The organism is Paenibacillus sp. J22FR5, from assembly GCF_059691975.1.
In genome coordinates, this window is sequence record NZ_JCAUAN010000004.1 from 17283 (window position 1) to 41671 (window position 24389).

Below are 24389 nucleotides of genomic sequence, written 5' to 3' on the forward strand. Positions count from 1 at the left end.
TAGAGTCTTTTATAATATAAGAAGCTCTTCCAAAAGGAGGTTTCTTATGAGTGAACAAATATCCATGACGGATCCGTGGGATGGGTTCAAACAATTCGGAGAACGCAAATTTGTAGCCAAACATACGGTCATCTACAATCAGGGAGATATCACGAAAGGTTTTTATTGTGTCGAGAAGGGGCTTATCAAAATTAAAACCTGCACCAATATCGGGGAAGAGAAAAATATCAATTTTATCGGGCCCGGGCAAATGTTTGGAGAGCTTTCACTCATACAGGAGCCATCGATTTCAACGGCAATTTCAGCAGAGGATTCAGTCATTTATTATTTTACGCTTCAGCGTTTCAAAGAATTACAACAGCAATCCGACAAGCCGCTTATGCTCATTTTCAGCTCCATGCTAAAGAAGATGAGTGTACTTGTCGAACAATCATTTCATTCTACAGCCGAACAACAAATTGCCCATGCACTGCTTCAATTGTGCGAATCGTCGGGAAACGAGAAAATATATATAAAACAAAAGGATTTGGCTGAATTTTCCGGACTAACCCGAGTTACCGTCAATAAGGTGTTTAAAAATTGGAAGGAAAAAGGGATTGTTGAAACGGAAAACAAGCTGATTCATATTAAAAACAAGGAAATACTAGCCACTTTTAACCAACATACTACATTATAAATATTTCAGTCTAACGAGCCGGTTATCTCTATTATTTTTTAGGGATCGACCGGCTTTTCTATTTGATAGCGTAATAATTCATAAATAATCCTCTTGTTCGGGAAATTCTTTCTCAAGCCTTTCGACAATAATACCAAAACTGTATTACCCCGCGAATTGTTGAGCGATACGATTCATGTATGATTCCAGTTAGTCCAAAGAATTACAAGGCATGCCGTTCAAGTCGCGCTACAGGTCGTATCTTAATTAAGCTGCTTCCCTGAAGCAGCTCTTTTTTGCAATGTCACCAACCAAAAAACAATAATACCATAGGCTCCCATAATTTCTGGAAATTCCTTGCGATTGCAAATCCTTCAGCTCTGAGTAAACAATGATTCACCAGATAATGACCGATTGCTCGCCCTTGAATATCGGAGTAAAGTAAAATGCGGGGGGTCTCAAATGAACTTGTAGATAAAACAACCGTCTTCGCTTTAATAAAGAACGGTTGCTTCTCCCTTGACATAGCTTCGACACCAATAGCTTTCGCATTTTCAGCAATCACTTTAATGACTCGGGCTTTGACTGCTAGGTCAAAGGGTTTGCGGTTCAATGCGTAGCCCAGAAAAGAAATAGAGCTGAAAAATGCGTTGGAGTGGATCTTCCCATATTGTGTTTCTTAAAGGTCGACTGTTAGCGGTATAGCGCTAGCTTCTGGAAAGTTCTTTTCCAGCAGACGTTGAAGAAAGATATCCTGAATGGTATAGCCCTGAGCATAAGCTCGTGTGACATTCATGATGCGTTCGGCAATCATGTAGTAAGGTTCCATTTCTGTGGCTGTCAAAGGCCATTCTTCAAATTCAGTAACATGAATGCGAGGAGATGCAGCTGACCAAAACAAAGTTCTTCCTCCAAGTGCAAAAAGTTGTATGGCTCCCGGTAAGTCAGGGAGGTATTTACTATAGGGATTGAAATCCTGGGTAAATATTCGTTCCACAATCGATAAGTAGTCATCGTGGTAATATTTTGTGCATGCGTAGGTAGTACTAGATCTCCTGTCTCAAGAACTCCGATTTTTTTGTCGTTTCTTCCCCATGAATCACATAATCTCCATAGAGCAGCCCCTCCTCCTGCCCCACTGCCAATGATCAGAACATGTTCGGTTTCGGACATTTGTTCAAAAGTGGTAAGTGGAATCCATTGGTTTGAATATACAGTTGAATCATTACTGGGAACTGGAGAAGGAGAATAATGTTTGTCTATAGAGGGCAGATGAATGGGTTTACCTTCATTGATCAGATCATCGCTTTTAATAGTTGGATTTAAAAACTAAAACTAAAAAATGAAAAAAACCATTATTCAGATCTTTTTGGTCATCTGAGGTAATGGTTTTATTTTGGCGTTGCAGTATTTAGTCTATGATAGATCAGCCTTTGACGGCACCAGCAGTAACGCCTTTGGTGATTTGCTCGTTGAATATGGCATAAATGATAATTGCTGGTACGGATGTTAAGACCATTACGGCGAATTGAGATCCGAAGTCGGATGAATATTGCCCAGCGAAGTTCATGACCGAGAATGGTAACGTTTTTAAAGAGTCTTTGCTTAAGAACGTTGAAGCCATAATGAATTCGTTCCAACAGTTCAAGAATGTCGTCACGATTACCGTTACAAGAGCAGGCATAGTCAGTGGTGCAATAATCTGGAATACGATGCGATAGATATTGCAGCCGTCCATGACCGCTGATTCCTCCATTGCCTTAGGGATGCTGCGAAGGAATCCCGTTAGCATAAAGGTGCCTAAGGGAACGGATACGGCTGTATACGGCAAAATGAGCCCTAGATAAGAATTAGTCAAGCCTAACCACTTGAAGATGGCAAAGTTTGGTAGTAAAGTAGCGTGAATCGGAATCATAATACCAAGCAAGATGACTGCAAAGAAGAACGAGCGTAGCTTCCATTGCATCCGTGTAAATGCGTAAGCTAATGTAAGCGATAAGATCACAGTCAGCAAAATGGTGACACCAGATACCAAAGTGCTATTGAGGAAATATTTCAGAAACTTGCCGTCAACCCATGCGTTCTTATAATTATGCCATTGTGGATCACTTGGCCACTTTAGAATATGATCGGAATAGAAATCGGCGCTGCTGTTTAGCGAGAAGTCTATCAGCCAGATGAGTGGGAACAATTGTAGGAAGGCGACAATTATGAAGAAGATCCATACCCCTATTTTATTTCGCGATTTCATAGTTGAAACCCCCTTAGAATTCCGTCGCGTCGTTGCGAATAAATTTGTTGCTGAGATACGTCGCGAGCAAGCATATGATGATGAATAGAATAGATATTGCATTCGCATAACCGTATTGGCTTGCCGAGAACGCTTTGTTATACAGATAAACCGCAAGGAATTGCGTGGCGTCACCAGGGCCGCCATTGGTTGTAAGGAATACCAACTCCATCTGCTTGAGTGCAGTAATCATCGCCAGCGTAACCTGAACGGTAATCACAGGCGAAAGCAACGGAACGGTGATACGCAGATGAAGCTTCAAACCCGACGCTCCATCCAGGCTCGCCGCTTCATATAGATCTTCAGGAATTCCTTTGAGGCCAGCGTAGTAGAACAATAGACCCCACCCAAAACCAGCCCAAATGAGAATGAACAGCATGGAACCAAGTGCAGTGCTGCTCTCGCCTAGCCATGCATGCTTTAATGCATCAAGACCAACGAAAGTGAGCAATTTGTTAACGATTCCGAATGTCGGGTCCAACAACGATAACCACATCTTAGAGATAACGACGACCGAAATGACACATGGAATGAAGAAGATCGTACGGAATACTTTCTCCGCTTTGCCGCCGATGCGATCAAGCAGGATGGCGAAAAAAATACATATCGGGTGCTGCAGGATGATGAAACCAAGTCCGAGTAAGACGGCATTTCGAAGCGCAATCCAAAATTTTGTATCATGAAAGATTAAGTCCACATAATTTTGCAGACCAACCATCTGGATTTTCGTACCTGGTCCTAGCGTGTCAGTTAGTGAATAGTAACCGCTTAGGAAAATTGGTGCCAGAAAGGTAAGCATGAAAAGCAAAAGACCGGGAAACACAAAGAGGAAGATTGCTGTTTTATTGTTTAGAACTCTATGCATGTGTATACTCACTCCATCCTTAAGAATAGGATAAGGGCAGGATCGAGATCCTGTCCTTACCTAGTCCGTTATCTATACATGCTGCAATTACTGTGTATCTGCTGCGGCTTGCAGGGCAGCGACCAATTCACTTGGCTTCTGTGTAGACGCGAAGAATTTACCAAGCGCATTTTGAACGTCGTCTTTGAATTTAGGAGTACCATAGTCGATGAATGAAACGCCTGGCGTGGAACTTGCATTAACTAGTACGTCAGTCAATTGCTTTTGAACTTCGCTTTCGCTTCCAGTCAGCGTATATTTTTGAGCAGGTACGGCAGCACCCGTATCCCAAGCAATTTTCGGCCATTGCGTAGTGCTAAACAGGTAATCGAAGAATTTCTTAGCTTCTTCTGGGTGCTTGGAGCTGTTCACGAGTGAGTATCCGCCGCCGTTCCAAGCAATCAGATCGGTAGCTTTACCCTTGCCATCCTCTGCGATCGGGAACTTAGCGACTGTCAGATTGTTACGGAAGTCTTCAGGCAAGCTTTTATTCGTGGCCATGCCTGCTTCCCATGAGCCCATGTACCACATGGCAGCTTTCCCCTGGGTAAATAGGTTTTGTGAAGCGCCGTAATCAGCCGTCATAAAGGCATCTTGGAAAAGCTTTTTATCACGCAGTTGAGCCATGTATTCAGCTGCTTTAAGGAAGCTAGGGTCATCGGTAAATTTTTTCTTCTTGTCAACCGCATCCAAAATAAGGTTTTGATCACCGCTATAGCGTTGAAGAATGTTTTGGTACATCTCGCCGAAGCTCCAAAGATCTTTGCCGTTAATGGACATTGGCGCGATACCTTTATCGCGGAAAGCTTGGATAGAGCTCAGCAATTCCGTGAAAGTAGTTGGAACTTTTACACCGTTATCTGCAAATAGTTTCTTGTTGTAATAGATGACTTCATAGTCGCTGTTACGTGGAAGACCGTATGTCTTGTTGTCAAACGTGAATGATTTATATACGCCTGGCAAGAAGTTAAATTTATCACTGTTGTAGTCAGCAGGTTTGACTTCCTTAACGTAATTAGCTTTTACCAACGTACTAAGCTCAGCACCGCCGTGAACCATCGTTATGTCAAGGGGTTCGTTGGATGCCATATAGGCTTTCAGCTTGTTCTTGAATGGTTCTTCAGCAAGTGCTTCTACATCAATTTTGATGTTCGGGTTCTCTTTCATATAGTTGTCGATGATCATTTGTTCGGCAAGGCCTTGGCCTGATTTGCGGTCAGGCAGATTCGAAAACAATCGAAGTGTAACTTTCTCGTTTGCTTTCGCGGTGCTAACTGCTCCACCCGCCGATGGACTTGCACTGCTTGTGTTGCCAGTCGTGTTGTTGCTGCCGCAAGCAGACAAAATCGTAACAGTTGCAAGGACACCTGCCGCAACGGACCATTTCTTTTGATAAACCATTTGAATTCCCCCTGATTAGTGTTGGATTGGTTTGGATTTCGTTTCTTTCTGCATAATATCAAAGTGAATCAGAATCGTCAGTAGAGAAAAGACGTGTAAAGTTTAAGAATATCGAATCCAAGTGTTCAGCCATTGCGCAATGGATGCTGGGCGTCTATGATAAAAAGAAATTCAGAAAGTTAGTGATCTATGAAAATGCTTAATTTCTATTTAAACATGAGTCTTAAATATAAAATTATCATTTTGTTCTCTCTCCTAATGACAGTTTTCTCGTTATCTCTGGGCTACTATGCGTTTCGAACATCAGAGAAGCAGATTGTGAATAAGGTTAGTACGACCAATCAGGGTGCTATGAAGGTCGTTGAAAATAACTTTGCATCCTTACAGCGCACCATGAACAATTGGGTAACGGTGTTTAGTATCGCCCCCGTTATTCAAACCATACTTGAACAAAATGGGAACTCGGTCGCTTCACTTGAGCCGTTATTGTTCAGCGATGCGAACTCGACGCTCATGGATCAAATGCTCGTTACGGGTAACTTTGATTACGTTGCTCTGTATGGCAAGTCAGGACTTCCGCTGTTCCAGTTAGCAACAGACGACAGTAGCGGAGCTTTTACGATGGAGTCCATCGAGAAATCCGATATCTATCGCAAAACACTTGAATTGAATGGTTCTTCCTTATGGTTTCCATTGACGGATGAAAATAACACATTTTTGCAAGATAATCGCAATGAAAAAATAGGTATGACACGGATTGTTCGGGATGTGAAGAACGGAAGCAATATCGGCTTTATCTTCGTTGGGGTGAACAAGAAGACCATTCTGAACAGATACCTGAACAACATGTACGACAAGGACCATGGCATCGTCATTCTCGATCAGAATGGTATATCGTTGCTATCTGCGGGCAAGGAGTTCTACTCTGAAACGGCCAGAGAGATGAAACTAAACAACGATGAGAATAAAATTGCCGGCTCCAAGGTCATCACTGTTGGGGGCGAAGACCTGCTTCTTTCGTACAGTACAGGTGAAAATGATTGGCAGATTCTATACACGGTGCCGTTAAGTCTGCTCACAAATGAATTGAATTCGATCAAACTTTTCGTATTTCTAATGATCGTCTGCTGGCTCTTTCTAAGTATTCCCATTCTTATGTTGCTCTCATCGTTCCTAACGGCTCCTATCAAGAACTTACTAACGTCAATGAGGCGATTCCAGAATGGCCAGTTTGATGAAAAGATCGAAATTAAATACGGGGATGAGATCGGACATTTAAGCCATGGGTACAATAATATGGTTGCCAATATAAAAGCGCTAGTCGACGATGTATACGTCCTTCGATTACGCGAGCAGGAAGCAGAGCTGAAAGCATTGCAATCTCAGATAAACCCGCATTTTCTGTATAACATGCTCGATACGATCTTCTGGGAGGCAGAGGCGGCAGGACAAGAGAGAATCGGAGAGATGATTATTAATCTCTCCCGCCTGTTCCGTCTTAGCTTAAATCGGGGGAAAAGTTTCACTAACGTCTCCAAGGAACGGGAACTGTTAGAACTTTATCTGTCTCTGCAGAAAATGCGTTTTAATGACTCGTTAGAATATTTAATCAACATTCCTAATGAATTAGATGACTTCATTATTCTAAAGCTGAGCTTACAGCCTTTCGTGGAGAACGCGATTGTTCATGGCATCGAACGCAAGCGCGGCGGAGGGCATATTCGGGTATCTGGGGTACTAGAAGGTCAACACCTTCGATTCTTAATCGAGGACAACGGTCCCGGCATGTCCCCCGAAGCGATGGCATATATTAAGGAAATGCGCAGTGAGAGCGATATCTATACGGGGAAGGATACAGGCGGTTATGCCGTACAGAACGTTCACGAGCGTTTACGACATTTCTATAAGGATAATTATCAATTAAATTATTCCAGCGAGCCGGGAAAAGGAACCATTGTAGAAATACTTATCCCGGTTGTTAAGGAACTGGAAAGTGGGCAGTAATATGATCAATTTAATGATTGTCGACGACGAAGAGAGAGCAAGGAACGGTATTCGAAAATTAATCGATTGGAACGCCCATGATATCGAAATTATTGCTGAAGCACGGGATGGGGCCGAAGCGCTCGAATGGATGGAGAAGATTCATGTGGATATCCTGTTAACGGATATCCGAATGCCGGAAATGGATGGGCTCTCGCTTATTGAGCAGGTTTCCCAAAGTTATCCTGCAGTTAAATGCATCATTATGAGTGGATATGACGAGTTTGAGTATGCCCAGAAAGCGATGTCCGTCGGGGCCAGTCATTACTTGCTCAAACCGAGCCGAAGACAGGAGATTCTTGATCTCGTTTTGTTGCTGACCCAAGAGATCGAGAAAGAACGATTACAGTCGAGAAGTTTCGAACAGTTGAAGGCAGGCTTTCGCGAAAGTTTTCCGCTGCTTAAGGAGAATACGCTAAGCCGGCTCGTTTTATCCGATAATCCACCCTATTCGCGTTTGCTTGCGAATCTGAAAATGAATGATATTACGCTTTCTGAGCGTTTTTTTTGTGTGGTTGTTATTCAAATTGATAATTTCCATTCGTTTCAAAAGAAGGTAGGGAGCGAGGATATCGAGCTCTACAAATATGGATTGAAAAACATCGCCGAAGAGACTCTCAGCTCATTGGGACGATGCGTGGCCTTTGAGTATAACGACGATCTGATCCTGATTTTGAATTCGGAGGACTGGCTCAATCATGACGTGCTTAGCCAGTATGCGGAAAAGATTCAGCATAACGCGGATAGCTACCTCAAGTTCACTGTAAGTATTGGTATTGGCAGTATTGGCGCGGAGGTAAGCCATTTGCGTACCTCTTACCAGGAGGCGACTCGGGCGCTAGACGCAAGATTTTACATTGGAAACGAGAAGATTGTTAACTATATGGATGCGGTAGATGAGGAAATTGAACATTCTTCTTACCCGCTAGCGCTGGAAAAGGCAGTCATCCAAGCCGTCTTGCAAGGAGAAGAGACGGCTATTCGCGATAATTTGATGTCCTTCTTGCAAGCACTTCATCCAGAGAGCTCATTGAAAGATCAAGTGTTGAATTCGATCTTTTCCCTATTCTTCGCATTGTACAGGCTCTGTATAGAGAAAAACGTCAATGTACAAGCGGTGTTTGGTCAAAATTTAACGAGTATCACACACATGCTGGCACGATCGAGCATGGATAGCATTATGCAAGCGCTAAATGAAACCGCGCTGGTCGTTGGGGAGCAGTTGCATTCAAAAAAGAACAGCAATAAGCTTTTCGACACGGTACTCGCTTACATCCAACAGAATTATCATAAGGACATTAGCCGCGAGACTGTGGCACGTGAAGTGTTCATCACGCCAGGTTACGTCAGTCTTCTATTTAAGCAGCAAATGCAGACAAGCTTCCTCGACTATCTGCATCGGATTCGCATAGACCACGCATGTCGTAAGTTTGCCGACAAGAGTATTCGGATCGCTGATATTGCTCATGAGGTTGGATACCAGGACGAGAAATACTTTTTTCAAGTATTTAAGAAGTATACGGGAATGACGCCCAACCAGTATCGGAATCAAACAACCGAAATCAATTGATTAAGGCAACGTAGATAAGTCGGAATATCTAAAGTCAGAAGTCGTATTCGTGGTAAGCTGCTGCGGCCCTCTTGTCCTACACTGAATCTATATCAGCTAGGAAAGAAGGGGAAAGCGATAAAGCAGATAACGATGAAACAAATCAAAGGAGTAAACTTAGGTAACTGGCTTGTTCTAGAAAAGTGGATGAACCCGACTATGTTCGCTGGAACAGAATGCGAAGATGAGACATGGCTTTGCAGAACCTTGCCCCAAGATATAAAAGTCGACAGATATACCCAACATAGAGCAACATTCATTACTGAGCGTGACTTTGCGTATATTGCCAGCAAAGGCTTAAACACTGTCCGTATCCCCGTTCCATATTTTATCTTTGGAGATGTAGAACCTTTTGTGGGCTGTATTGCGTACCTGGATAAGGCCTTCAATTGGGCTGAGAAATATAAGCTTCAGATTCTGATTGACCTTCATACGGTCCCTGGGAGTCAGAATGGTTTTGACAACGGTGGACTCTGTGGTGTGTGCAAATGGTGTCAAAATCCGGAAGCAGTGGAGTTCGTGCTGACAGTACTGGAACGAATGGCGCAGCGTTATGGAACAAGAGAAGGTCTATGGGGGATTGAGATCCTTAATGAGCCTATATCCGAAGAAGTGTGGAATCTTGCAGATATTCCGAATCGCTATCCTGCGGTCGATCAGGAAGAGGCTGCGGGTTCTGGAGGAGTACCAAGCGATTTCCTCCGTACCTTCTATGTAGAGGCATACCGGAGAATAAGAAAGTATTTACCAGAGGATAAGGTTGTCGTATTCCATGATGGATTCAGGCTTCGTGAGTGGAAGGATTTCATGAGAGAAGAGGAGTTCGTTAACGTTGTTCTGGATACGCATCAGTATCTTATGATTGCAGAGATAATGGGTTGTGCCAACAATCTGGATGCCTACCTCGAATTTATAGAGAAGAACTTCGCTAAAGATATTGCTGAAATGCAGGCATATTTTCCGGTTATCATCGGTGAGTGGTGTGTCTTCAATAACGCAGAGGGTTTAAAAGAAATGAACGCAGAAGAACAGAAGTCGCTCTATCAGAAACTTGCCCATGCACAGCTGCTTGCTTGGGAAAAGGGGCAGGGCTGGTTCTACTGGAATTACAAGCTGCTGCTTGATACGGTGAACGATTCAAAAACAGAAGGCTGGGACAGCTGGGATATGGGCAAGAGCATCGATCAAGAGTGGTTGCCGGATAAGTATTGATTTCGCTAAGCTACCTAAGGATAGGTAGCTTTTTTCGATTGGCGGTATTGTAAGGGGCTCATCCCCGTCCACCGTTTAAATTGTCTGCTGAAATGAGATAAATGAGAATACCCCAATATCGTGGCAATATGTTTGAGAGGTAGATCGGGCTGTGCAATGAGGACTTTAGCTTCATGCAATTTAAGGTCAGACAAATATTGCCGCGGAGACATCCCATAAACTTTGCGAAATACCTCGAGCCCATAACCAGGGCTGATCCCAAGTGAAGAAATCATCTCCTCGATACGAAAAGAATTTCCAGTCGCTTCTTCATCCATCGGAGAATGTGAATTGAAGGATGCTTTTATGGCTTCAGCAATCGCTTTCGCATACTGAACGGAATTAGGAGGTATGCTATTATACTGATCCTGTGCCAGACAGACGATTTGCGATAGGATTCCAAATAACTCAAATAAAGTAGCTTGTAAGCGAAACCGATCTGCTGTCGTATATTCGCGAGGCTGCCCAGCCATGACAACCCAATAATCGAGAACTTTTCGAAGTTTACCATTTTCCTCGGTTTCAGCTGGGAAGAGGATTTTAGAGTTAGTGATCATTTCTTGACGAAATAAGGGGTCATCTACGTTGAAATGGGCAGTGAAATACCTCATGCCTTCTTCTGAAATACAACGGTTAGCGTGTTTGAATCCGGGCGGGATGAGGATAATATCTCCTGCTTGCAGCAAGTAACGATTCTTTTCCATCATCGTTTCCTGGGATCCCTCTAGGATCAAGTTAACTTCAAAGCCAATATGGGATTCAATGGGCATTTCCCAATTGTTCTCCACCTGCTGTAGGTGAGCTCCAAAAAATTTGACATTCCAATCAATCATAGGAAGCCAATTTGCGTTTTCCCAAGTCAAATGCTGTTTTTCCTTAGCCATATCGGTTCACCTTGGTTTTGGGTAAATTTCACGTTGTTTGGACAATCGCGTATAGATCTACTCTCAATCTATAATAAAGAGAGAAAAGGATCAAGTCGTACGAAAAACTGATGGAGGTTTTATATAATGGGAAACGCTAACATACAGTGGATATCAAGCACCAAAGAATCCGTTTGGCAAGAGAAACAAGTGTCTGATCGTGGAATCGGCGATACAAACCTTACCATCACCGATGAAAAATTTCAAATGGTTGAAGGCTTCGGTGGATGTTTCAATGAGTTAGGTTTCGCCGCGCTTGCTCATTTGTCGGAAAAGGAACGTGGGCAGGTTTTACACTCGCTTTTTCATCCAGATGGAGATCATAAGTTCAGTATTTGCCGTCTTCCGATCGGCGCCAGTGATTACGCACTCGAGTGGTATAGTTTAAATGAGACAGACGGAGATTTCGAAATGAATCATTTCTCTATTGAGAGGGATCTGAAATATTTGATTCCGTATATAAAAGAAGCCTTAAGCTATAATCCGAATTTGAAATTTTTCGCCTCTCCTTGGAGCCCTCCAACTTGGATGAAGTTCCCTAGAGCTTATAACTATGGCACATTACGCTGGGAAAAGGAAATACTAGCAGCATATGCGCTTTATTTCGTCAAATATGTAGAAGCGTATCGCAATGAAGGGATTACGATTCATCAAATTCATGTTCAAAACGAAGTCGTTGCGGATCAAAAATTCCCATCCTGTTTGTGGACAGGAGAACAGCTGCGTGATTTCATTCGGGATTATTTGGGCCCTGCTTTCGAGAAGCATGGGATTGATGCCGAAATTTGGCTGGGAACGATTAATGCACCAGAGCCGTGGCAGGAATGGTTGAAAAAATCGTCGTCTGATTTCAATGCCTATGCTTTTACCGTGCTAAGTGATCCTGAAGCTTACAAATATATTAAAGGTGTCGGTTACCAATGGGCCGGAAAATATGGTATCCAGCGAACGGTTCAAAGTTATCCGGAACTTCGTTATATGCAAACAGAAAATGAATGTGGAGACGGTACGAATACATGGGATTATGCCAAATACATTTATAATTTGTATCAGCATTATTTCACGAACGGCGTGAATGCCTACATCTATTGGAACATGGTGCTTGAGCCGAAGGGACGCAGCACGTGGGGCTGGGAGCAAAACTCGATGATTACGGTAGATCCAGCGACCAAGGCAGCGACTTTCAACCCAGAATACTATGTGATGAAGCACTTTTCCCACTTTGTTTCTCCAGGATCTATCCGAATAGGCTTAAAAGGTCCATGGACCGGAAATGCGCTTGCTTTTGAAAAGCCAAACGGAGAAAAAGTGGTCGTGGTCGCCAATCCGTTTGCAGAAACAAAGGTTGTTCGTTTATCAGATGGGACAAGGATTCATACATTTGAACTTGAACCGGATTCTTTCAATACGATTGTGTTTAATGGAGGAAATGGGCGATGAAAGAGCTGCTGTATGGTGGTGCGTATTATAGGGAATATATGCCTTATGAACGATTAGATCAAGATATCCAGATGATGAAGGATGCCGGTATTAATGTGGTGCGAATTGCCGAATCGACATGGAGCACGCATGAACCGCAGAACGGGGTATTCGAGTTTTCACATGTCGATCGGGTGTTGGATGCGATGCATGAAGCCGGCATTAAGGTCATAGTAGGAACTCCCACATATGCAATTCCTACTTGGATGGTAAAAGAGCATCCAGACGTTCTGGCCGTAACTCCGAAGGGGCCGGGACGTTACGGGGCTCGTCAGATTATGGACATTACGAATCCGACGTATTTGTTTTATTCAGAAAGAATTATCCGTAAACTGATTGGACATGTCCAAAATCACCCTGCTATTATCGGTTATCAGGTAGATAATGAGACCAAGCATTATCATACCGCAGGTGCGAACGTTCAATTCATGTTCGTGAAATATATGAAAGACAAGTTCGGAAGCCTGGAACGTCTCAATCAAGAATTCGGGCTGGACTACTGGAGCAACCGAATTAACAGTTGGGAGGACTTTCCTTCCGTCGTCGGTACGATCAATGGCAGTCTAGGGGCAGAATTCGCCCGATTCCAAAGAAAGCTCGTCACCGATTTTCTAGCTTGGCAAGCATCTATTGTAAATGAATATAAAAAACCAGGTCAGTTCGTCACACATAACTTTGATTTCGAATGGAGAGGGTACTCTTTCGGCGTCCAGCCGGATGTAGACCATTTTGCTGCATCGGCGTCTTTGGATATCGCCGGAGTCGACATTTATCACCCTTCCCAAGATGAACTCACAGGAGCCGAAATTTCCTTTGGCGGAGACGTTACACGTTCACTAAAAGGAAGCAATTATTTCGTTTTGGAAACGCAGGCGCAAGCTTTTCCGAACTGGACGCCTTACCCAGGACAGTTACGGCTTCAAGCTTTCAGTCATCTGGCCTCTGGGGCCAACATGGTCTCTTATTGGCATTGGCATTCGATACACAATTCATTCGAGACCTACTGGAAGGGCTTGCTAAGCCATGATTTCGAACCGAATCCAGTTTATGATGAAGCCAAGACAATCGGCCGCGATTTCCATCGATTGTCGCCGTATCTTGTGAACCTGCAGAAATCGAATCGGGTTGCGTTGCTGGTCAGCAATGAGGCTTTGACGGCGATAGAATGGTTCCCTCTGCCTGGGCAGAAGACTAACTATAATGACGTGGTTCGGCTTATGTACGACCAGCTTTATAAGATGAATGTCGGCTGCGATATGATTCATCCGGACAGCGAAAATCTGGAGAGTTATGACTTGATCCTTGTTCCGGCCTTATACGCAGCGTCGGATGAACTGCTGGAGCGGTTGAACGCTTTCGTCAGAAATGGCGGGCATGTTGTATACACGTTTAAAAGCGGCTTCACCAATGAACATGTCAAAGTACGCACCACGCTTCAACCCGGTATGATCGATGAAGCTTGCGGTATCCGCTACAGCCTATTTGTGGAGCCGAAAGCCGTTTCATTCAAGGGTGACCCTTTTGAAGTTGGACCCGAGGACAACACAGTGAACACATGGATGGAACTGCTTACGCCTACGACAGCAGAAGTATTGGCCTCTTATGACCATCCTCATTGGGGAGCGTATGCGGCAATTACAAAGAACCGATACGGAAAAGGCACTACGACTTATGTTGGCTGTCTGCCGAGCGCTGCCGTGATGAGTAAAGTGCTAGAAAAGGCGGTTAAAGACGCCGGACTTTGGGGGAAGGATCAGGATATCCACTATCCCCTTATTGTGAAATCGGGTGTTAATGACCAAGGGAAGACGGTCCGTTACTATTTCAATTACTCGGATCGTACCGAGACTTTGAAGTATCCCCATGCGGATGGGAAAGAATTATTGAGCGGGCAGGGAGTGAAGCAAGGGGCGGTCAGGGAGTTGACTCGCTGGGGAATTGCGATTGTCGAAGAATCGTAACTGCATATGGTATAAAAGAGACTGCCCAGAGTGGCAGTCTCTTTTGTGTAGAGTTGAACGAATAGATCAATTGAAAGGCGGAATAAGAATTGGCGGTTGTACCTTTTTGGCCTAGTCTATCGATGCATGATTCGCTCGCGAGGATAGTCTCTCGATGAAATGAGTATCGACCTTGATCTTAGTGCCAGCACTTTGCTCTAACTCAATCGATTCAATAAGTAGATCTACAGCGAGATAAGCCATTCTCTGCTTTTCTACATGGACGGTCGTTAATTCTGGCGAAACAATAACCGCTTCGGAGATATTGTCAAAACCGATAACGGACACGTCATTTGGTATTCGGTATCCGAGTTCGTGAAGTGTCTTCATAGCGCTGATGGCGATATAATCGCATTCGCAAAATAGAGCGGTGGGCAAACGATGCCCTTCCTTCAGGAACGCGAGCAACTGAGCTTTGAGCGAATCTTGGGAGGATAGGATGGTAGGCGCTACGGAAAATCTGTGGGTATTCAGAATCTCTCTGCCATGTTCTTGAATGGCTGAGGAAAAGCCACGCTTTCTCTCCTCGAAATTATGAATTCTGACATTCGATTCAATATAGCCAATATCGGTATGCCCTATCTCACAGAGATGAGTGCCTGCTTGATATGCACCCATAAAATTGTTAATTTCTACAAAATGAATCGGCAAGGTATCAAAGCAGGTGTCCAAAACAACGAGATGCGATTGAAGTTTATTAGCAATATCTGCGATTTGATCCCTATTTAAGTTCGTACCTAGAAGGACGACGCCATTGCTCTTTTTTTCCTCTGCAACCATCCGAATATCCCTCTCCAAAAACTCCATATCGATGGAGGAAAAAAGCAAGGAATAGCCCTTCGTACGGCATCGTTCCTCTATGAATTGGATAAGTTCCCTGAAGAATGGTTGTTGATAAAACTGTTCTAATACGATTCCGGAGTTTGAAATGACTAAAAAAGTAAGTGATTTAGCTGTATGGTCAATGGACGGGGATTTTGCTCTAGGGAGGTATCCGCTTTCCTGGGCGATTTGCAGGATGCGTTCACGTGTTTCTGGACTGATTCCAGGCTTTCCACTGAAAGCAAAGGATACGGCGGATTTTGAAACACCTGCTAATTTCGCAATATCTTCCATCTTCATTATCGGATTCCTCTTTTCATGTTAACTAATTCGTTAAGTAAGTTTAGTTTACAACGATTGATAAATATATACAAGATGAATCTATTTTGTTTAGTTAAGTTTAGTTGTTATATAACTAAATTTTATTTTAAAATAACTAAAATAAGTCGTTGACACCTGAAATTTAGGGTGATAGGATGATTTTATAAAGAAGTTTAAGAAAATAATTCATATCATTAACGATTAATTTTTACGATTGTTTAGTTAATTTATTAAATTTTACCTTACTATGTTTAGCTGTTAATTTATCCATTTATCATTTGATTTTAGAGGAGAGACATGACATGAAGAAATTTAAACTGGGTTACGCCCCTACCCGTCGTTTTGTATTTAGCGCTGAAGATGCTTTCAAGTATAAGGTTCATATCCGAGAGAAAATTGAGAGCTTCGGTTTGGACATCGACATCGTGGACTTAGAGGGATTGAATTCCGAGGGGCTGCTATATGACGATCATATTAATGCGGATGCTATTATTGAACGCTTCAAAGAGGAAAAGGTGGACGCTGTCTTTTTTCCACATTGTAACTTTGGTACCGAGGATACCGTAGCTAGGGTTGGTAAAGCGCTTGGAAAGCCTGTGTTGTTATGGGGACCTCGCGATGAATCACCTCTTGAGGACGGTATGCGTTTGCGAGATACCCAATGTGGGCTATTCGCCACTGGTAAAGTGCTGCGCCGTTTTAATGTGCCTTTCACTTATGTGACCAACAGTCGGGTGAATGATCCAGTATTTGAACGTGGATTTACCAATTTCATTGCTGCTGCGAACGTTGTTCGCAAAATGCGCAACTTGCGTATTTTGCAGATTGGACCTCGACCCGCTTCTTTCTTAACGATGATGTGCAACGAGGGTGAACTGCTGGAGCGGTTCGGCATCGAGATTCATCCCATTACGCTGATCGATATTCAACGGACATCGAAACAGATTGAAAAAGGAAACAGCGCTGAGCTGAATGAAGCCATTTCCTATATCAAAGAAAAGCTTGATTATAGCGAAGTTACCGAGGATGACGTGAAGCGCATCGCAGCTCTGAAGGTAGCCATGAAACAATACGCAACCAAAACAGGTAGCACAGCAATCGCTATCCAGTGTTGGTCCTCCCTTCAAGATGCTATGGGAATTATGCCTTGTCTGGCCAATGCGATTCTAACGGATGAGCAGATTCCGGTAACCTGCGAAACTGACATTCACGGAGCGATTACCTCTATCATGGTGCAGGCTGCTTCGATGAATCAAGCTCCGACATTCTTCGCCGACTTGACGGTCCGTCATCCTGAGAATCCGAACGGGGAACTGCTCTTTCACTGCGGTAATTTTCCTGTCTCTCTATCGGTAGAGGATAAGCCGAAGCTGCGCAAGCACTTCTTGTTCGATGACCATGCGCCAGGTACACACGAAGGGGAAATCAAAGGCGGCGGAATAACGCTGGCTCGCTTTGATGGTGACCATGGGGAATATCAATTGTTTTTAGGGCGTGCACGCGGTATCCAAGGTCCTTATACACGCGGTTCCTATGTTTGGGTGGAAGTAAATGACTGGCCGTTATGGGAAGAAAAGTTGGTGAAAGGACCCTACGTTCATCATGCCGTTGGTATTCATGCTAATGTGATTCCCGCACTTTATGAAGCGTGCCAATATATACCAGGTCTTTCCGCGGATCCGGTGGATCCGACGGTACAAGAAATTCAGGCGTGGCTGCGAGGCGCTGATCTGTAAACTAGGAGGGATAGCATGAACTACTCAGAACTGAAAGCAAAAGCCATCCAGATCCGAATGGATCTACTGAAGATGATACACGGAGCCAAGACAGGGCATACCGGCGGCTCCCTGAGCAATACGGATATTTTGACGGCCTTATATTATAACATTATGAAATTCGATCAACAGAATCCGAAATGGGCCGAGCGGGACCGCTTCATCGCTAGCAAGGGACACTCCGTGGAATCACTGTGGTGCATCCTCGCAGACCTAGGTTTTTTCCCGAAAGAAGAATTAGAGACATTCAGTCAGTTCGGTACACGCCTGATCGGCCATCCTAACAATAAGGTGCCCGGGATTGAAATGAACACTGGTGCACTAGGGCATGGGCTTGCTATTTCGGTAGGCATGGCACTTGCGGCTAAAAGAGATGGTAAGAGCTACCGGGTATTCTGTCTCATGGGTGATGGAGAGCAAGCGGAAGGCTCAGTCTGGGAAGCAGCTATGGCGGGTCCCCATTTCAAACTTGATAATCTCGTGGGTATTATTGACCGAAATCGCCTGCAAATCAGCGGCAGCACGGAAGAAGTCATGGGGCTTGAGCCTCTGGAGGAGAAGTGGGCGGCATTCGGTTGGAACGTTGTTTCCATTGACGGAAACGATATGGAATCGCTTGTAGAGGCTTTCGGGGCGGTACCAAGTGTACCTGGAAAACCTACCCTGATCATGGCCAATACAGTGAAAGGCAAAGGCGTTTCCTTTGCCGAGAATAATCCTGCGTGGCACCATCACGTGCCAAACGATACACAGCTTTCGCAAGCATTGTCAGAACTTTCCGCGGCGCTTGAGCTATTGAGTCAAGAAGGGCAGGTGCGCTAAACATGAATACGATCCCTAACCGTCAGGTTATTTGCGATACACTATTGAGATTGGCTGAAACCGATCCGGATATTATGGTTCTCACCAGCGATTCCCGAGGTTCCGCGGCTATGGCGCCTTTTGCCAATGCATTTCCTAATCAATTCGTTGAGGTCGGCATTGCCGAGCAAAATATTGTTGGCATATCAGCTGGTCTAGCCCATAGCGGGAAGAAGCCCTTTGTCACTTCGCCGGCTTGTTTCCTAAGTATGCGCAGCATTGAGCAGATCAAAGTGGATGTGGCTTATTCTGGTACTAACGTGAAGCTTGTAGGCATAAGCGGAGGTGTCAGCTATGGCGCCCTCGGTATGTCACACCATTCTGTTCAGGATATAGCTGTAGCTCGAGCCATTCCGGGACTTGCGGTAGTATTGCCTGCCGATCGTCATGAAACGAAGAGAATGACAGAGGCTTTAGTTAAGCACCAAGGCGGCGTATATGTTCGTATTGGTAGAAATGCGGTAGAGGATGTCTACGAATCCGATGACTATGAATTCGTCATTGGCAAAGCGGTGACTATGCGTGATGGCACGGATCTCACGATCATTGCTACAGGGGAAACCGTTCGGGTAGCTCTCGATACGGAGAAAGCTCTACAAGAGGTTGGCGTATCCTGCCGCGTTATCAATATGCACACGATTAAGCCGTTAGACGAAGAAGCGATCATTCGGGCTGCTGGGGAAACTGGGCATATCATTACAGTTGAGGAGCACAGTATCTTCGGCGGGCTCGGCGCCGCAGTCGCAGAGGTAGTCGTCCAACATCAAATTGTTCCGATGCGTATTATCGGCATTCCAGATGAACCGGCCATCGCGGGGAAAAGCTCGGAAGTATTCAAGCATTACGGGATCCACACAGATAATCTTAAGCGTGTAGCGCTTGAGATGCTTGGCAAGTAGGTGGGATGCTCATGTTTGAAACCTTTATCCTAGCCATAGATCAAAGTACATCGGGGACGAAGGCCTTGATCGTAGATCGTTCCGGAAGTATTATCGCCCGCAGTACGGCCGAACATAAGCAAAGCTATCCGCAACCTGGCTGGGTGGAGCACGACCCTCTTGAGATTTATAACAATGTGAAAAGAGCTGCTCATTATGCCATGGAATTGGCCGGAATTGACGCCGATCAGTTAGCCGGTCTGACCATCACCAATCAGCGAGAAACGGCCGTGGTTTGGGATCGAACATCAGGTATGCCAATCTATCCCGCTATCGTTTGGCAGTGTCAGCGGACAGCGGATCGATGCGCCGCATATAAAGCTGCCAACATGGAAGATATCGTTCGCGCCAAGACGGGTCTTGTCCTCGATCCTTACTTCTCTGCCACCAAGTGGGGATGGATATTGGAGCATGCAGAAGGCGCTGGGAAGAAACTCGAACAAGGAAAGCTTCTGGCCGGTACAATAGACAGTTGGCTCCTGTGGAAACTCACAGGGGGCAGCGTTCATGCCACTGACTTTACGAATGCCAGCCGAACGTCATTATTCAATATTCATACGTTAGAGTGGGACAATGAATTATGTGAATGGTTCCAGATTCCATCGGCCATACTGCCGGAGGTTAAGTCGTCGGATGAGATTTTCGGCTATACACAGGATCCTGAGCTATTCTCAGCAAAGATTCCTATCTCTGGCATAATTGGTGACTCTCAAGCCGCTTTATTTGGCAATCAATGTTTTGATACCGGTATGGCCAAAGCGACGTATGGAACCGGCACCTCTGTACTCATGAACATTGGGGAGAAACATGATCAGCTTGGAAATGGCTTGGTGACTACCATTGCATGGGGGATGAGCGGCAAGATCACCTATGCGCTTGAGGCTATCATCCGCACTTCCGGCGATACGATCAAATGGGTTCGCGATCAATTAGGCCTCTTTCGCAGTTTTGAAGAGATGGAGGAATTGATTGCTCAAGCTCCGAATAACGAAGGTGTATATGTCGTTCCAGCTTTCGTTGGATTAGGCGCTCCTTACTGGGATCCCAATGCCCGAGCAGCTATTATGGGGATGAGCCGGGGAAGTGGAAGGTCGCACATCATCCGTGCAGCGCTAGAGAGCATTGCCTACCAAGTCAATGATGCGGTAAAGTTGATGCAAGCTGAATCCGGCATCCAATTGAAAGAACTGCGCGCAGATGGAGGCGCTTCCGATAACATCACACTTATGCAGTTTCAAGCAGATGTGCTGGAACGTAGCGTCATTAAATCGGAGGTTTCCGAGCTTTCTGCGATGGGTTCTGTTTATTTTGGAGGGCTAGGGGTCGGTTTCTGGTTATCGCTTGATGAGATTAAGAACCGAGGCCAAGTTTATTCTGTTTTTGAATCAAAGATGCAGGAAAACATACGTGATCAGCATATCGCGGGATGGAATCGTGCGGTTACTTCGGTACTATACACAAACAAGAAGACGGAGGCCTAGAAAAATGACGTTAAATGAAAATTCGAAGATAGGTCAAATTTGGGAGAATCCAGCAGGTCGAGCCGTACTGTTGAAATATATACCTCATCTCAAGGATTCCCCATTTCTTTCGTTCATTAAGAAAAATACGTTGCCATCGTATAATACGTTCAATCCGGCTTGGAGTATAGCACCGGAATTGCTGGAGACAATCTTCGCGGAATTATCCACGATTCAAGTTGAAATAAAGACGGAGGAAGAGATCTTTCCAGTGCTCGATTATGAGAACGAATCCGTAGGTTTGGGGTCAGCGACAACCAAAGCGCCTGATCAAATCGAAAAATGGGGCGTCTACGAGCTAACGCTGTTAGGGCCGCAACACGGCAATCCATTTGTGGATGTAAGTTTGGAGGCTGAATTCAGCTTTGAAGGCCGAGTTGTCCGAACCCTAGGCTTTTATGACGGGCAAGGTACTTATCGGATCCGTTTTATGCCGGATACGGTAGGTACGTGGACGTACAGTACCCATAGTAACGCGCGTTCCCTTAGTGGACTGACAGGGCAATTTATATGCACAGCCCCGACTGAGGGGAACCATGGACCGGTACGGGTCAAGCATACCTTCCATTTCGCTTACGAGGACGGTACGCCATATATTCCGGTCGGGACCACCAGTTACGTCTGGACCCATCAAGGCAATGAGTTGGAGGAGCAGACGTTAGCTACGCTTAAATCTGCCCCTTTCAATAAGATGCGAATGTGTGTCTTCCCAAAATCCTATCAGTTCAATGCGAATGAGCCTGTTTATTACCCTTACGAGGGTTCCGCCCCGGAGGGTTGGGATTATACGCGATTTAATCCTGATTTCTTTCAGCACTTGGAAAATAGAATTGCTGATCTTGGGAAGCTTGGAATCGAAGCAGACTTGATTTTATTCCATGGTTATGACCGTTGGGGCTTCTCCGAAATGTCCAAGTCCGCAGATGACCGTTACCTGCGTTATCTGACAGCTCGGTTATCGGCTTATCGTCATGTCTGGTGGTCACTCGCCAATGAGTACGATTTGATGTGGAAGAAGGAGACGGAGGATTGGGAACGCTTCGCGAAGATCGTAACGGAGAATGATCCGTACCATCATTTAATCTCCATTCACAACTGTTTCGGTTTCTACGATTACAATCGGCCTTGGATAACTCATTGCAGCATCCAGCGGGTCGATGTTTACCGGACTGCGGAAAATACCAATGAATGGCGGGAGCAGTGGCAGAAGCCTATTGTCATTGATGAATGCGCGTATGAAGGTAACATTGATCAGGGCTGGGGTAATATTTCCGGACAGGAAATGGTACGCCGATTCTGGGAAGGTGTCATTCGAGGCGGCTATGTCGGTCACGGTGAAACCTATTTGCATGACGAGGACATCCTGTGGTGGTCCAAGGGGGGGAAACTTTACGGAAGCAGTCCTGAACGTATTGGCTTCCTGCACAAAATTATGGCAGAGGGACCTACAGAAGGTCTGAATCCATTAAAGTCCGAGTGGGACGCTCCGTCAGCGGGCGTTCCAGATGAATATTACTTGTACTACTATGGCTTTAACCAACCCAGTTTCAGGACATATAGCATGAAGCCAGGCATTCGTTATAAAGTGGATGTTATCGATACGTGGAATATGACCGTCCATGAGCAGGATGGCATGTATGAGGGATCCTTTCGGATCGAACTGCCTGGGACACCATTTATAGCCGTTAGATTAAGGAAGATATAAAAGCTGAATGACAACCATAATGACATGCAAGCTGACAACAGTTTGGCATGTCATTTTTTCGCAATAGATATCACCTACATAGTGTTTTGTTCCTGTCTTCGTTGTACAATAGGGAGACCTAACCCTAATTGAGGAGAGCGTCTTCATGCGAAAAATGAAATTATGGCTGAACTCTTTGCGTGTCAAGCTTTTCTCCGGATTGTTGTTCACGATCGTTCCTCTTATCATCGTTCTGCTTGTTATCAATCATTACTCGGCTCAAGTGGTTCGCAACCAAGTGGCCCAGTCCAATAAAAACATGTTGAGCTTATATATGGGGCAGATCGACCGCAATTTGCAGGAAGTGGACAACTATTTGCTCAATTTGTCACAGACGAATTTGGATTTACTTGTATTAGATACGGATAAACGTGAAAACGAAAATAACTATACGAAAGCTAAGCTTTGGTTGTTTAAAACGCTCAATGACAATGTCAGCTATTACAAAGGAATCGATTCCTTCTTTATTTATTCCGACCTAAATAAAGAACTGCTCATGACGCAAGGTTTTGGAACCAGTGTTGAGGAACGTAATCAGGTGGCCCAAGAAATTGAACGGATGCTGCAGGATAACACAGTGACTCCCAATGTTTATCGATGGTATACCTGGCAATCGGAAGGAAATCATTATTTATATCATGTGATAAAAACCGGCGGTGTCTATGTTGGGGCATGGGTGAATGCTAAGAAGCTTATGATCCCTCTTCAGCTCATTAACCTCGGCTCTAATGGCGCGGCGCTGTTAACTTCGGATAAGCTAGTACCCATGAGTCACGGGGATTTAATTGAACAGAAAGGCATTCAATTAACGCTAACCGATCAGGAATATACACTCTCGGGAATGAATGAAGATTATTTAGTAATGGGGGAACCGTCGGAGAAAGGTAACTTTTATTTATTCGCCTTAATCCCCGAGGAAACAGCCTTGGAAAACTTACCCTATCTTCAACGTATTTCATCCATCATTTCGATTGGAGCCATTGCATTTCTGCTGATGTTCATCATTTACATGAGAAAAGTGTTCTTGCTTCCGATCAATCGGATCATTCTGGCGATGAGAAAATTAGGCGATGGGCGTTTGAATTCGCAAATTGAATACTATCCGACTTCTACTGAATTTGGAATCATGAATGAGACCTATAATCGTATGATCACTGAAATTCAACATCTGAAAATTAACGTCTATGAAGAAAAATTAATGCATCAGCACGCGGAACTTAAGCAATTGCAGCTTCAGATCAATCCTCACTTCTTTTTGAATTCACTAAATATCGTCTATAACCTGGCAACGGTAAAGGATTTCAAATTAATTCAGGAGATGACGAAGTGTCTTGTTGCTTACTTCCGGTTTATGTTCCGGAGTAATTCCTATTTGGTAACACTCAAGGATGAACTGCTGCACACCCAAAATTATTTGCGTATTCAGGAGCTTCGATTTCCGGGCATTTTATCGTATGGGATCGAAGCGCCAGACGCCGTTCTTTCGCTGCAGATTCCGCCGCTTGTCATTCAGACGATGGTGGAGAATTCCATTAAACATGCTGTTAATATGGACGAACAGATACGCATCGATATCCGGGTAAATACAGAGGAAGACGAAGAGAATCGACGGGTGGTTATTCATATCGAGGATACAGGAGCAGGCTTTCCGGAGCCTATTTTAGCAGTATTGAAGGGGAATATGGATTTGACTAGTGAAGATGGGGAACACATCGGCATCTGGAATGTCAAACGTAGACTGCACTTGTTGTATTCGGATAAAGCCGCTATTGATTTTTATAATGAAGTCGGTAAAGGCGCGTGCGTGAGGATCCGTATACCGGCAGATTTTCAACTAACAGGAGATGAGTAAA

At 44.6% G+C, this 24389-nt stretch carries 19 protein-coding genes; 12 read left to right on the top strand and 7 right to left on the bottom strand.

All coding sequences use genetic code 11. The annotated features are described in order from the left end of the window. The first annotated feature begins 46 nt into the window (after positions 1–46). Positions 47–676: a Crp/Fnr family transcriptional regulator gene (locus AC58P7_RS08105; RefSeq protein WP_497341603.1), complete on the top strand. Its 630-nt coding sequence runs from the start codon at positions 47–49 to the stop codon at positions 674–676. Positions 677–959: 283 nt separating this feature from the next. On the opposite strand, the gene AC58P7_RS08110 is transcribed toward AC58P7_RS08105, so the two are convergent. The 5 genes from AC58P7_RS08110 to AC58P7_RS08130 all read right to left on the bottom strand — a co-directional run bounded on the left by AC58P7_RS08110 (position 960) and on the right by AC58P7_RS08130 (position 5250). Continuing rightward, positions 960–1316, bottom strand: a complete 357-nt coding sequence (locus AC58P7_RS08110; protein WP_497342041.1) for a GMC family oxidoreductase N-terminal domain-containing protein — start codon at positions 1314–1316, stop codon at positions 960–962. An 18-nt stretch (positions 1317–1334) separates the two neighbouring features. After that, positions 1335–1556, bottom strand: coding sequence for a hypothetical protein (locus AC58P7_RS08115; protein WP_497341605.1), 222 nt, complete (start codon positions 1554–1556; stop codon positions 1335–1337). Between the two features lie 525 nt (positions 1557–2081). Next, the gene (locus AC58P7_RS08120; RefSeq protein ID WP_497341607.1) at positions 2082–2906 is read right to left on the bottom strand and encodes a carbohydrate ABC transporter permease; all 825 of its coding nucleotides are present in this window, start codon (positions 2904–2906) and stop codon (positions 2082–2084) included. 13 nt (positions 2907–2919) lie between these two features. Then, the gene (locus AC58P7_RS08125; RefSeq protein ID WP_497341609.1) at positions 2920–3810 is read right to left on the bottom strand and encodes a carbohydrate ABC transporter permease; all 891 of its coding nucleotides are present in this window, start codon (positions 3808–3810) and stop codon (positions 2920–2922) included. Positions 3811–3897: 87 nt separating this feature from the next. After that, positions 3898–5250, bottom strand: a complete 1353-nt coding sequence (locus AC58P7_RS08130; protein WP_497341611.1) for an ABC transporter substrate-binding protein — start codon at positions 5248–5250, stop codon at positions 3898–3900. A gap of 216 nt (positions 5251–5466) precedes the next feature. Between AC58P7_RS08130 and AC58P7_RS08135 the strand changes: the two genes are divergently transcribed. The 3 genes from AC58P7_RS08135 to AC58P7_RS08145 all read left to right on the top strand — a co-directional run bounded on the left by AC58P7_RS08135 (position 5467) and on the right by AC58P7_RS08145 (position 10114). Further along, a complete protein-coding gene (locus AC58P7_RS08135) occupies positions 5467–7254 on the top strand; it encodes a sensor histidine kinase (protein WP_497341613.1) in 1788 nt (595 codons plus the stop codon). A gap of 1 nt (position 7255) precedes the next feature. Continuing rightward, on the top strand, positions 7256–8863 hold the full coding sequence (locus AC58P7_RS08140) for a response regulator (protein ID WP_497341615.1): 1608 nt from the start codon (positions 7256–7258) through the stop codon (positions 8861–8863). 132 nt (positions 8864–8995) lie between these two features. Continuing rightward, positions 8996–10114 carry a glycoside hydrolase family 5 protein gene (locus tag AC58P7_RS08145; protein ID WP_497341617.1) on the top strand — a complete coding sequence of 373 codons (1119 nt, stop codon included), beginning with the start codon at positions 8996–8998 and terminating at the stop codon, positions 10112–10114. A 14-nt stretch (positions 10115–10128) separates the two neighbouring features. Here the strand turns inward: AC58P7_RS08145 and AC58P7_RS08150 are convergent, their stop codons facing one another. Continuing rightward, complete coding sequence (locus AC58P7_RS08150; protein ID WP_497341619.1) at positions 10129–11037, bottom strand: helix-turn-helix domain-containing protein; 909 nt, start codon at positions 11035–11037, stop codon at positions 10129–10131. Between the two features lie 126 nt (positions 11038–11163). Between AC58P7_RS08150 and AC58P7_RS08155 the strand changes: the two genes are divergently transcribed. Both AC58P7_RS08155 and AC58P7_RS08160 read left to right on the top strand, forming a co-directional pair. Then, a complete protein-coding gene (locus tag AC58P7_RS08155) occupies positions 11164–12516 on the top strand; it encodes a glycoside hydrolase family 30 protein (RefSeq protein WP_497341621.1) in 1353 nt (450 codons plus the stop codon). After that, positions 12513–14516, top strand: coding sequence for a beta-galactosidase (locus tag AC58P7_RS08160; RefSeq protein WP_497341623.1), 2004 nt, complete (start codon positions 12513–12515; stop codon positions 14514–14516). Before AC58P7_RS08155 ends, AC58P7_RS08160 begins: the two co-directional genes overlap by 4 nt. A 111-nt stretch (positions 14517–14627) precedes the next feature. On the opposite strand, the gene AC58P7_RS08165 is transcribed toward AC58P7_RS08160, so the two are convergent. Then, positions 14628–15677, bottom strand: coding sequence for a LacI family DNA-binding transcriptional regulator (locus tag AC58P7_RS08165; RefSeq protein WP_497341625.1), 1050 nt, complete (start codon positions 15675–15677; stop codon positions 14628–14630). Between the two features lie 323 nt (positions 15678–16000). Here AC58P7_RS08165 and AC58P7_RS08170 point away from each other — a divergent pair, with 323 nt between their 5' ends. The 6 genes from AC58P7_RS08170 (at position 16001) to AC58P7_RS08195 (ending at position 24388) form a co-directional block, all read left to right on the top strand. Then, positions 16001–17434, top strand: coding sequence for an L-fucose/L-arabinose isomerase family protein (locus tag AC58P7_RS08170; RefSeq protein ID WP_497341627.1), 1434 nt, complete (start codon positions 16001–16003; stop codon positions 17432–17434). 15 nt (positions 17435–17449) lie between these two features. Beyond that, positions 17450–18295 (top strand): transketolase, encoded by an 846-nt coding sequence (locus tag AC58P7_RS08175; protein WP_497341629.1) that lies wholly within the window; start codon positions 17450–17452, stop codon positions 18293–18295. A 2-nt stretch (positions 18296–18297) separates the two neighbouring features. Next, positions 18298–19233, top strand: a complete 936-nt coding sequence (locus tag AC58P7_RS08180; protein WP_497341631.1) for a transketolase family protein — start codon at positions 18298–18300, stop codon at positions 19231–19233. Between the two features lie 11 nt (positions 19234–19244). Next, entirely contained in the window at positions 19245–20753 is a 1509-nt protein-coding gene (gene glpK, locus AC58P7_RS08185) for a glycerol kinase GlpK (RefSeq protein WP_497341633.1), read from the top strand. A gap of 4 nt (positions 20754–20757) precedes the next feature. Continuing rightward, entirely contained in the window at positions 20758–22497 is a 1740-nt protein-coding gene (locus tag AC58P7_RS08190; protein ID WP_497341635.1) for a DUF5605 domain-containing protein, read from the top strand. A gap of 145 nt (positions 22498–22642) precedes the next feature. After that, positions 22643–24388 carry a sensor histidine kinase gene (locus tag AC58P7_RS08195; protein WP_497341637.1) on the top strand — a complete coding sequence of 582 codons (1746 nt, stop codon included), beginning with the start codon at positions 22643–22645 and terminating at the stop codon, positions 24386–24388. Position 24389: the final 1 nt, after the last annotated feature.

Bases quoted from the DNA above. Each gene is read 5' to 3' on its own strand.
- AC58P7_RS08180 (WP_497341631.1), top strand. From the start codon at position 18,298: ATGAATACGATCCCTAACCGTCAGGTTATTTGCGATACACTATTGAGA.
- AC58P7_RS08145 (WP_497341617.1), top strand. From the start codon at position 8,996: ATGAAACAAATCAAAGGAGTAAACTTAGGTAACTGGCTTGTTCTAGAA.
- AC58P7_RS08165 (WP_497341625.1), bottom strand. From the start codon at position 15,677: ATGAAGATGGAAGATATTGCGAAATTAGCAGGTGTTTCAAAATCCGCC.
- AC58P7_RS08195 (WP_497341637.1), top strand. From the start codon at position 22,643: ATGCGAAAAATGAAATTATGGCTGAACTCTTTGCGTGTCAAGCTTTTC.
- AC58P7_RS08175 (WP_497341629.1), top strand. From the start codon at position 17,450: ATGAACTACTCAGAACTGAAAGCAAAAGCCATCCAGATCCGAATGGAT.
- AC58P7_RS08140 (WP_497341615.1), top strand. From the start codon at position 7,256: ATGATCAATTTAATGATTGTCGACGACGAAGAGAGAGCAAGGAACGGT.
- AC58P7_RS08105 (WP_497341603.1), top strand. From the start codon at position 47: ATGAGTGAACAAATATCCATGACGGATCCGTGGGATGGGTTCAAACAA.
- AC58P7_RS08125 (WP_497341609.1), bottom strand. From the start codon at position 3,810: ATGCATAGAGTTCTAAACAATAAAACAGCAATCTTCCTCTTTGTGTTT.
- AC58P7_RS08130 (WP_497341611.1), bottom strand. From the start codon at position 5,250: ATGGTTTATCAAAAGAAATGGTCCGTTGCGGCAGGTGTCCTTGCAACT.
- AC58P7_RS08150 (WP_497341619.1), bottom strand. From the start codon at position 11,037: ATGGCTAAGGAAAAACAGCATTTGACTTGGGAAAACGCAAATTGGCTT.
- AC58P7_RS08120 (WP_497341607.1), bottom strand. From the start codon at position 2,906: ATGAAATCGCGAAATAAAATAGGGGTATGGATCTTCTTCATAATTGTC.
- AC58P7_RS08170 (WP_497341627.1), top strand. From the start codon at position 16,001: ATGAAGAAATTTAAACTGGGTTACGCCCCTACCCGTCGTTTTGTATTT.
- AC58P7_RS08160 (WP_497341623.1), top strand. From the start codon at position 12,513: ATGAAAGAGCTGCTGTATGGTGGTGCGTATTATAGGGAATATATGCCT.
- AC58P7_RS08190 (WP_497341635.1), top strand. From the start codon at position 20,758: ATGACGTTAAATGAAAATTCGAAGATAGGTCAAATTTGGGAGAATCCA.
- glpK (WP_497341633.1), top strand. From the start codon at position 19,245: ATGTTTGAAACCTTTATCCTAGCCATAGATCAAAGTACATCGGGGACG.
- AC58P7_RS08155 (WP_497341621.1), top strand. From the start codon at position 11,164: ATGGGAAACGCTAACATACAGTGGATATCAAGCACCAAAGAATCCGTT.
- AC58P7_RS08135 (WP_497341613.1), top strand. From the start codon at position 5,467: ATGAGTCTTAAATATAAAATTATCATTTTGTTCTCTCTCCTAATGACA.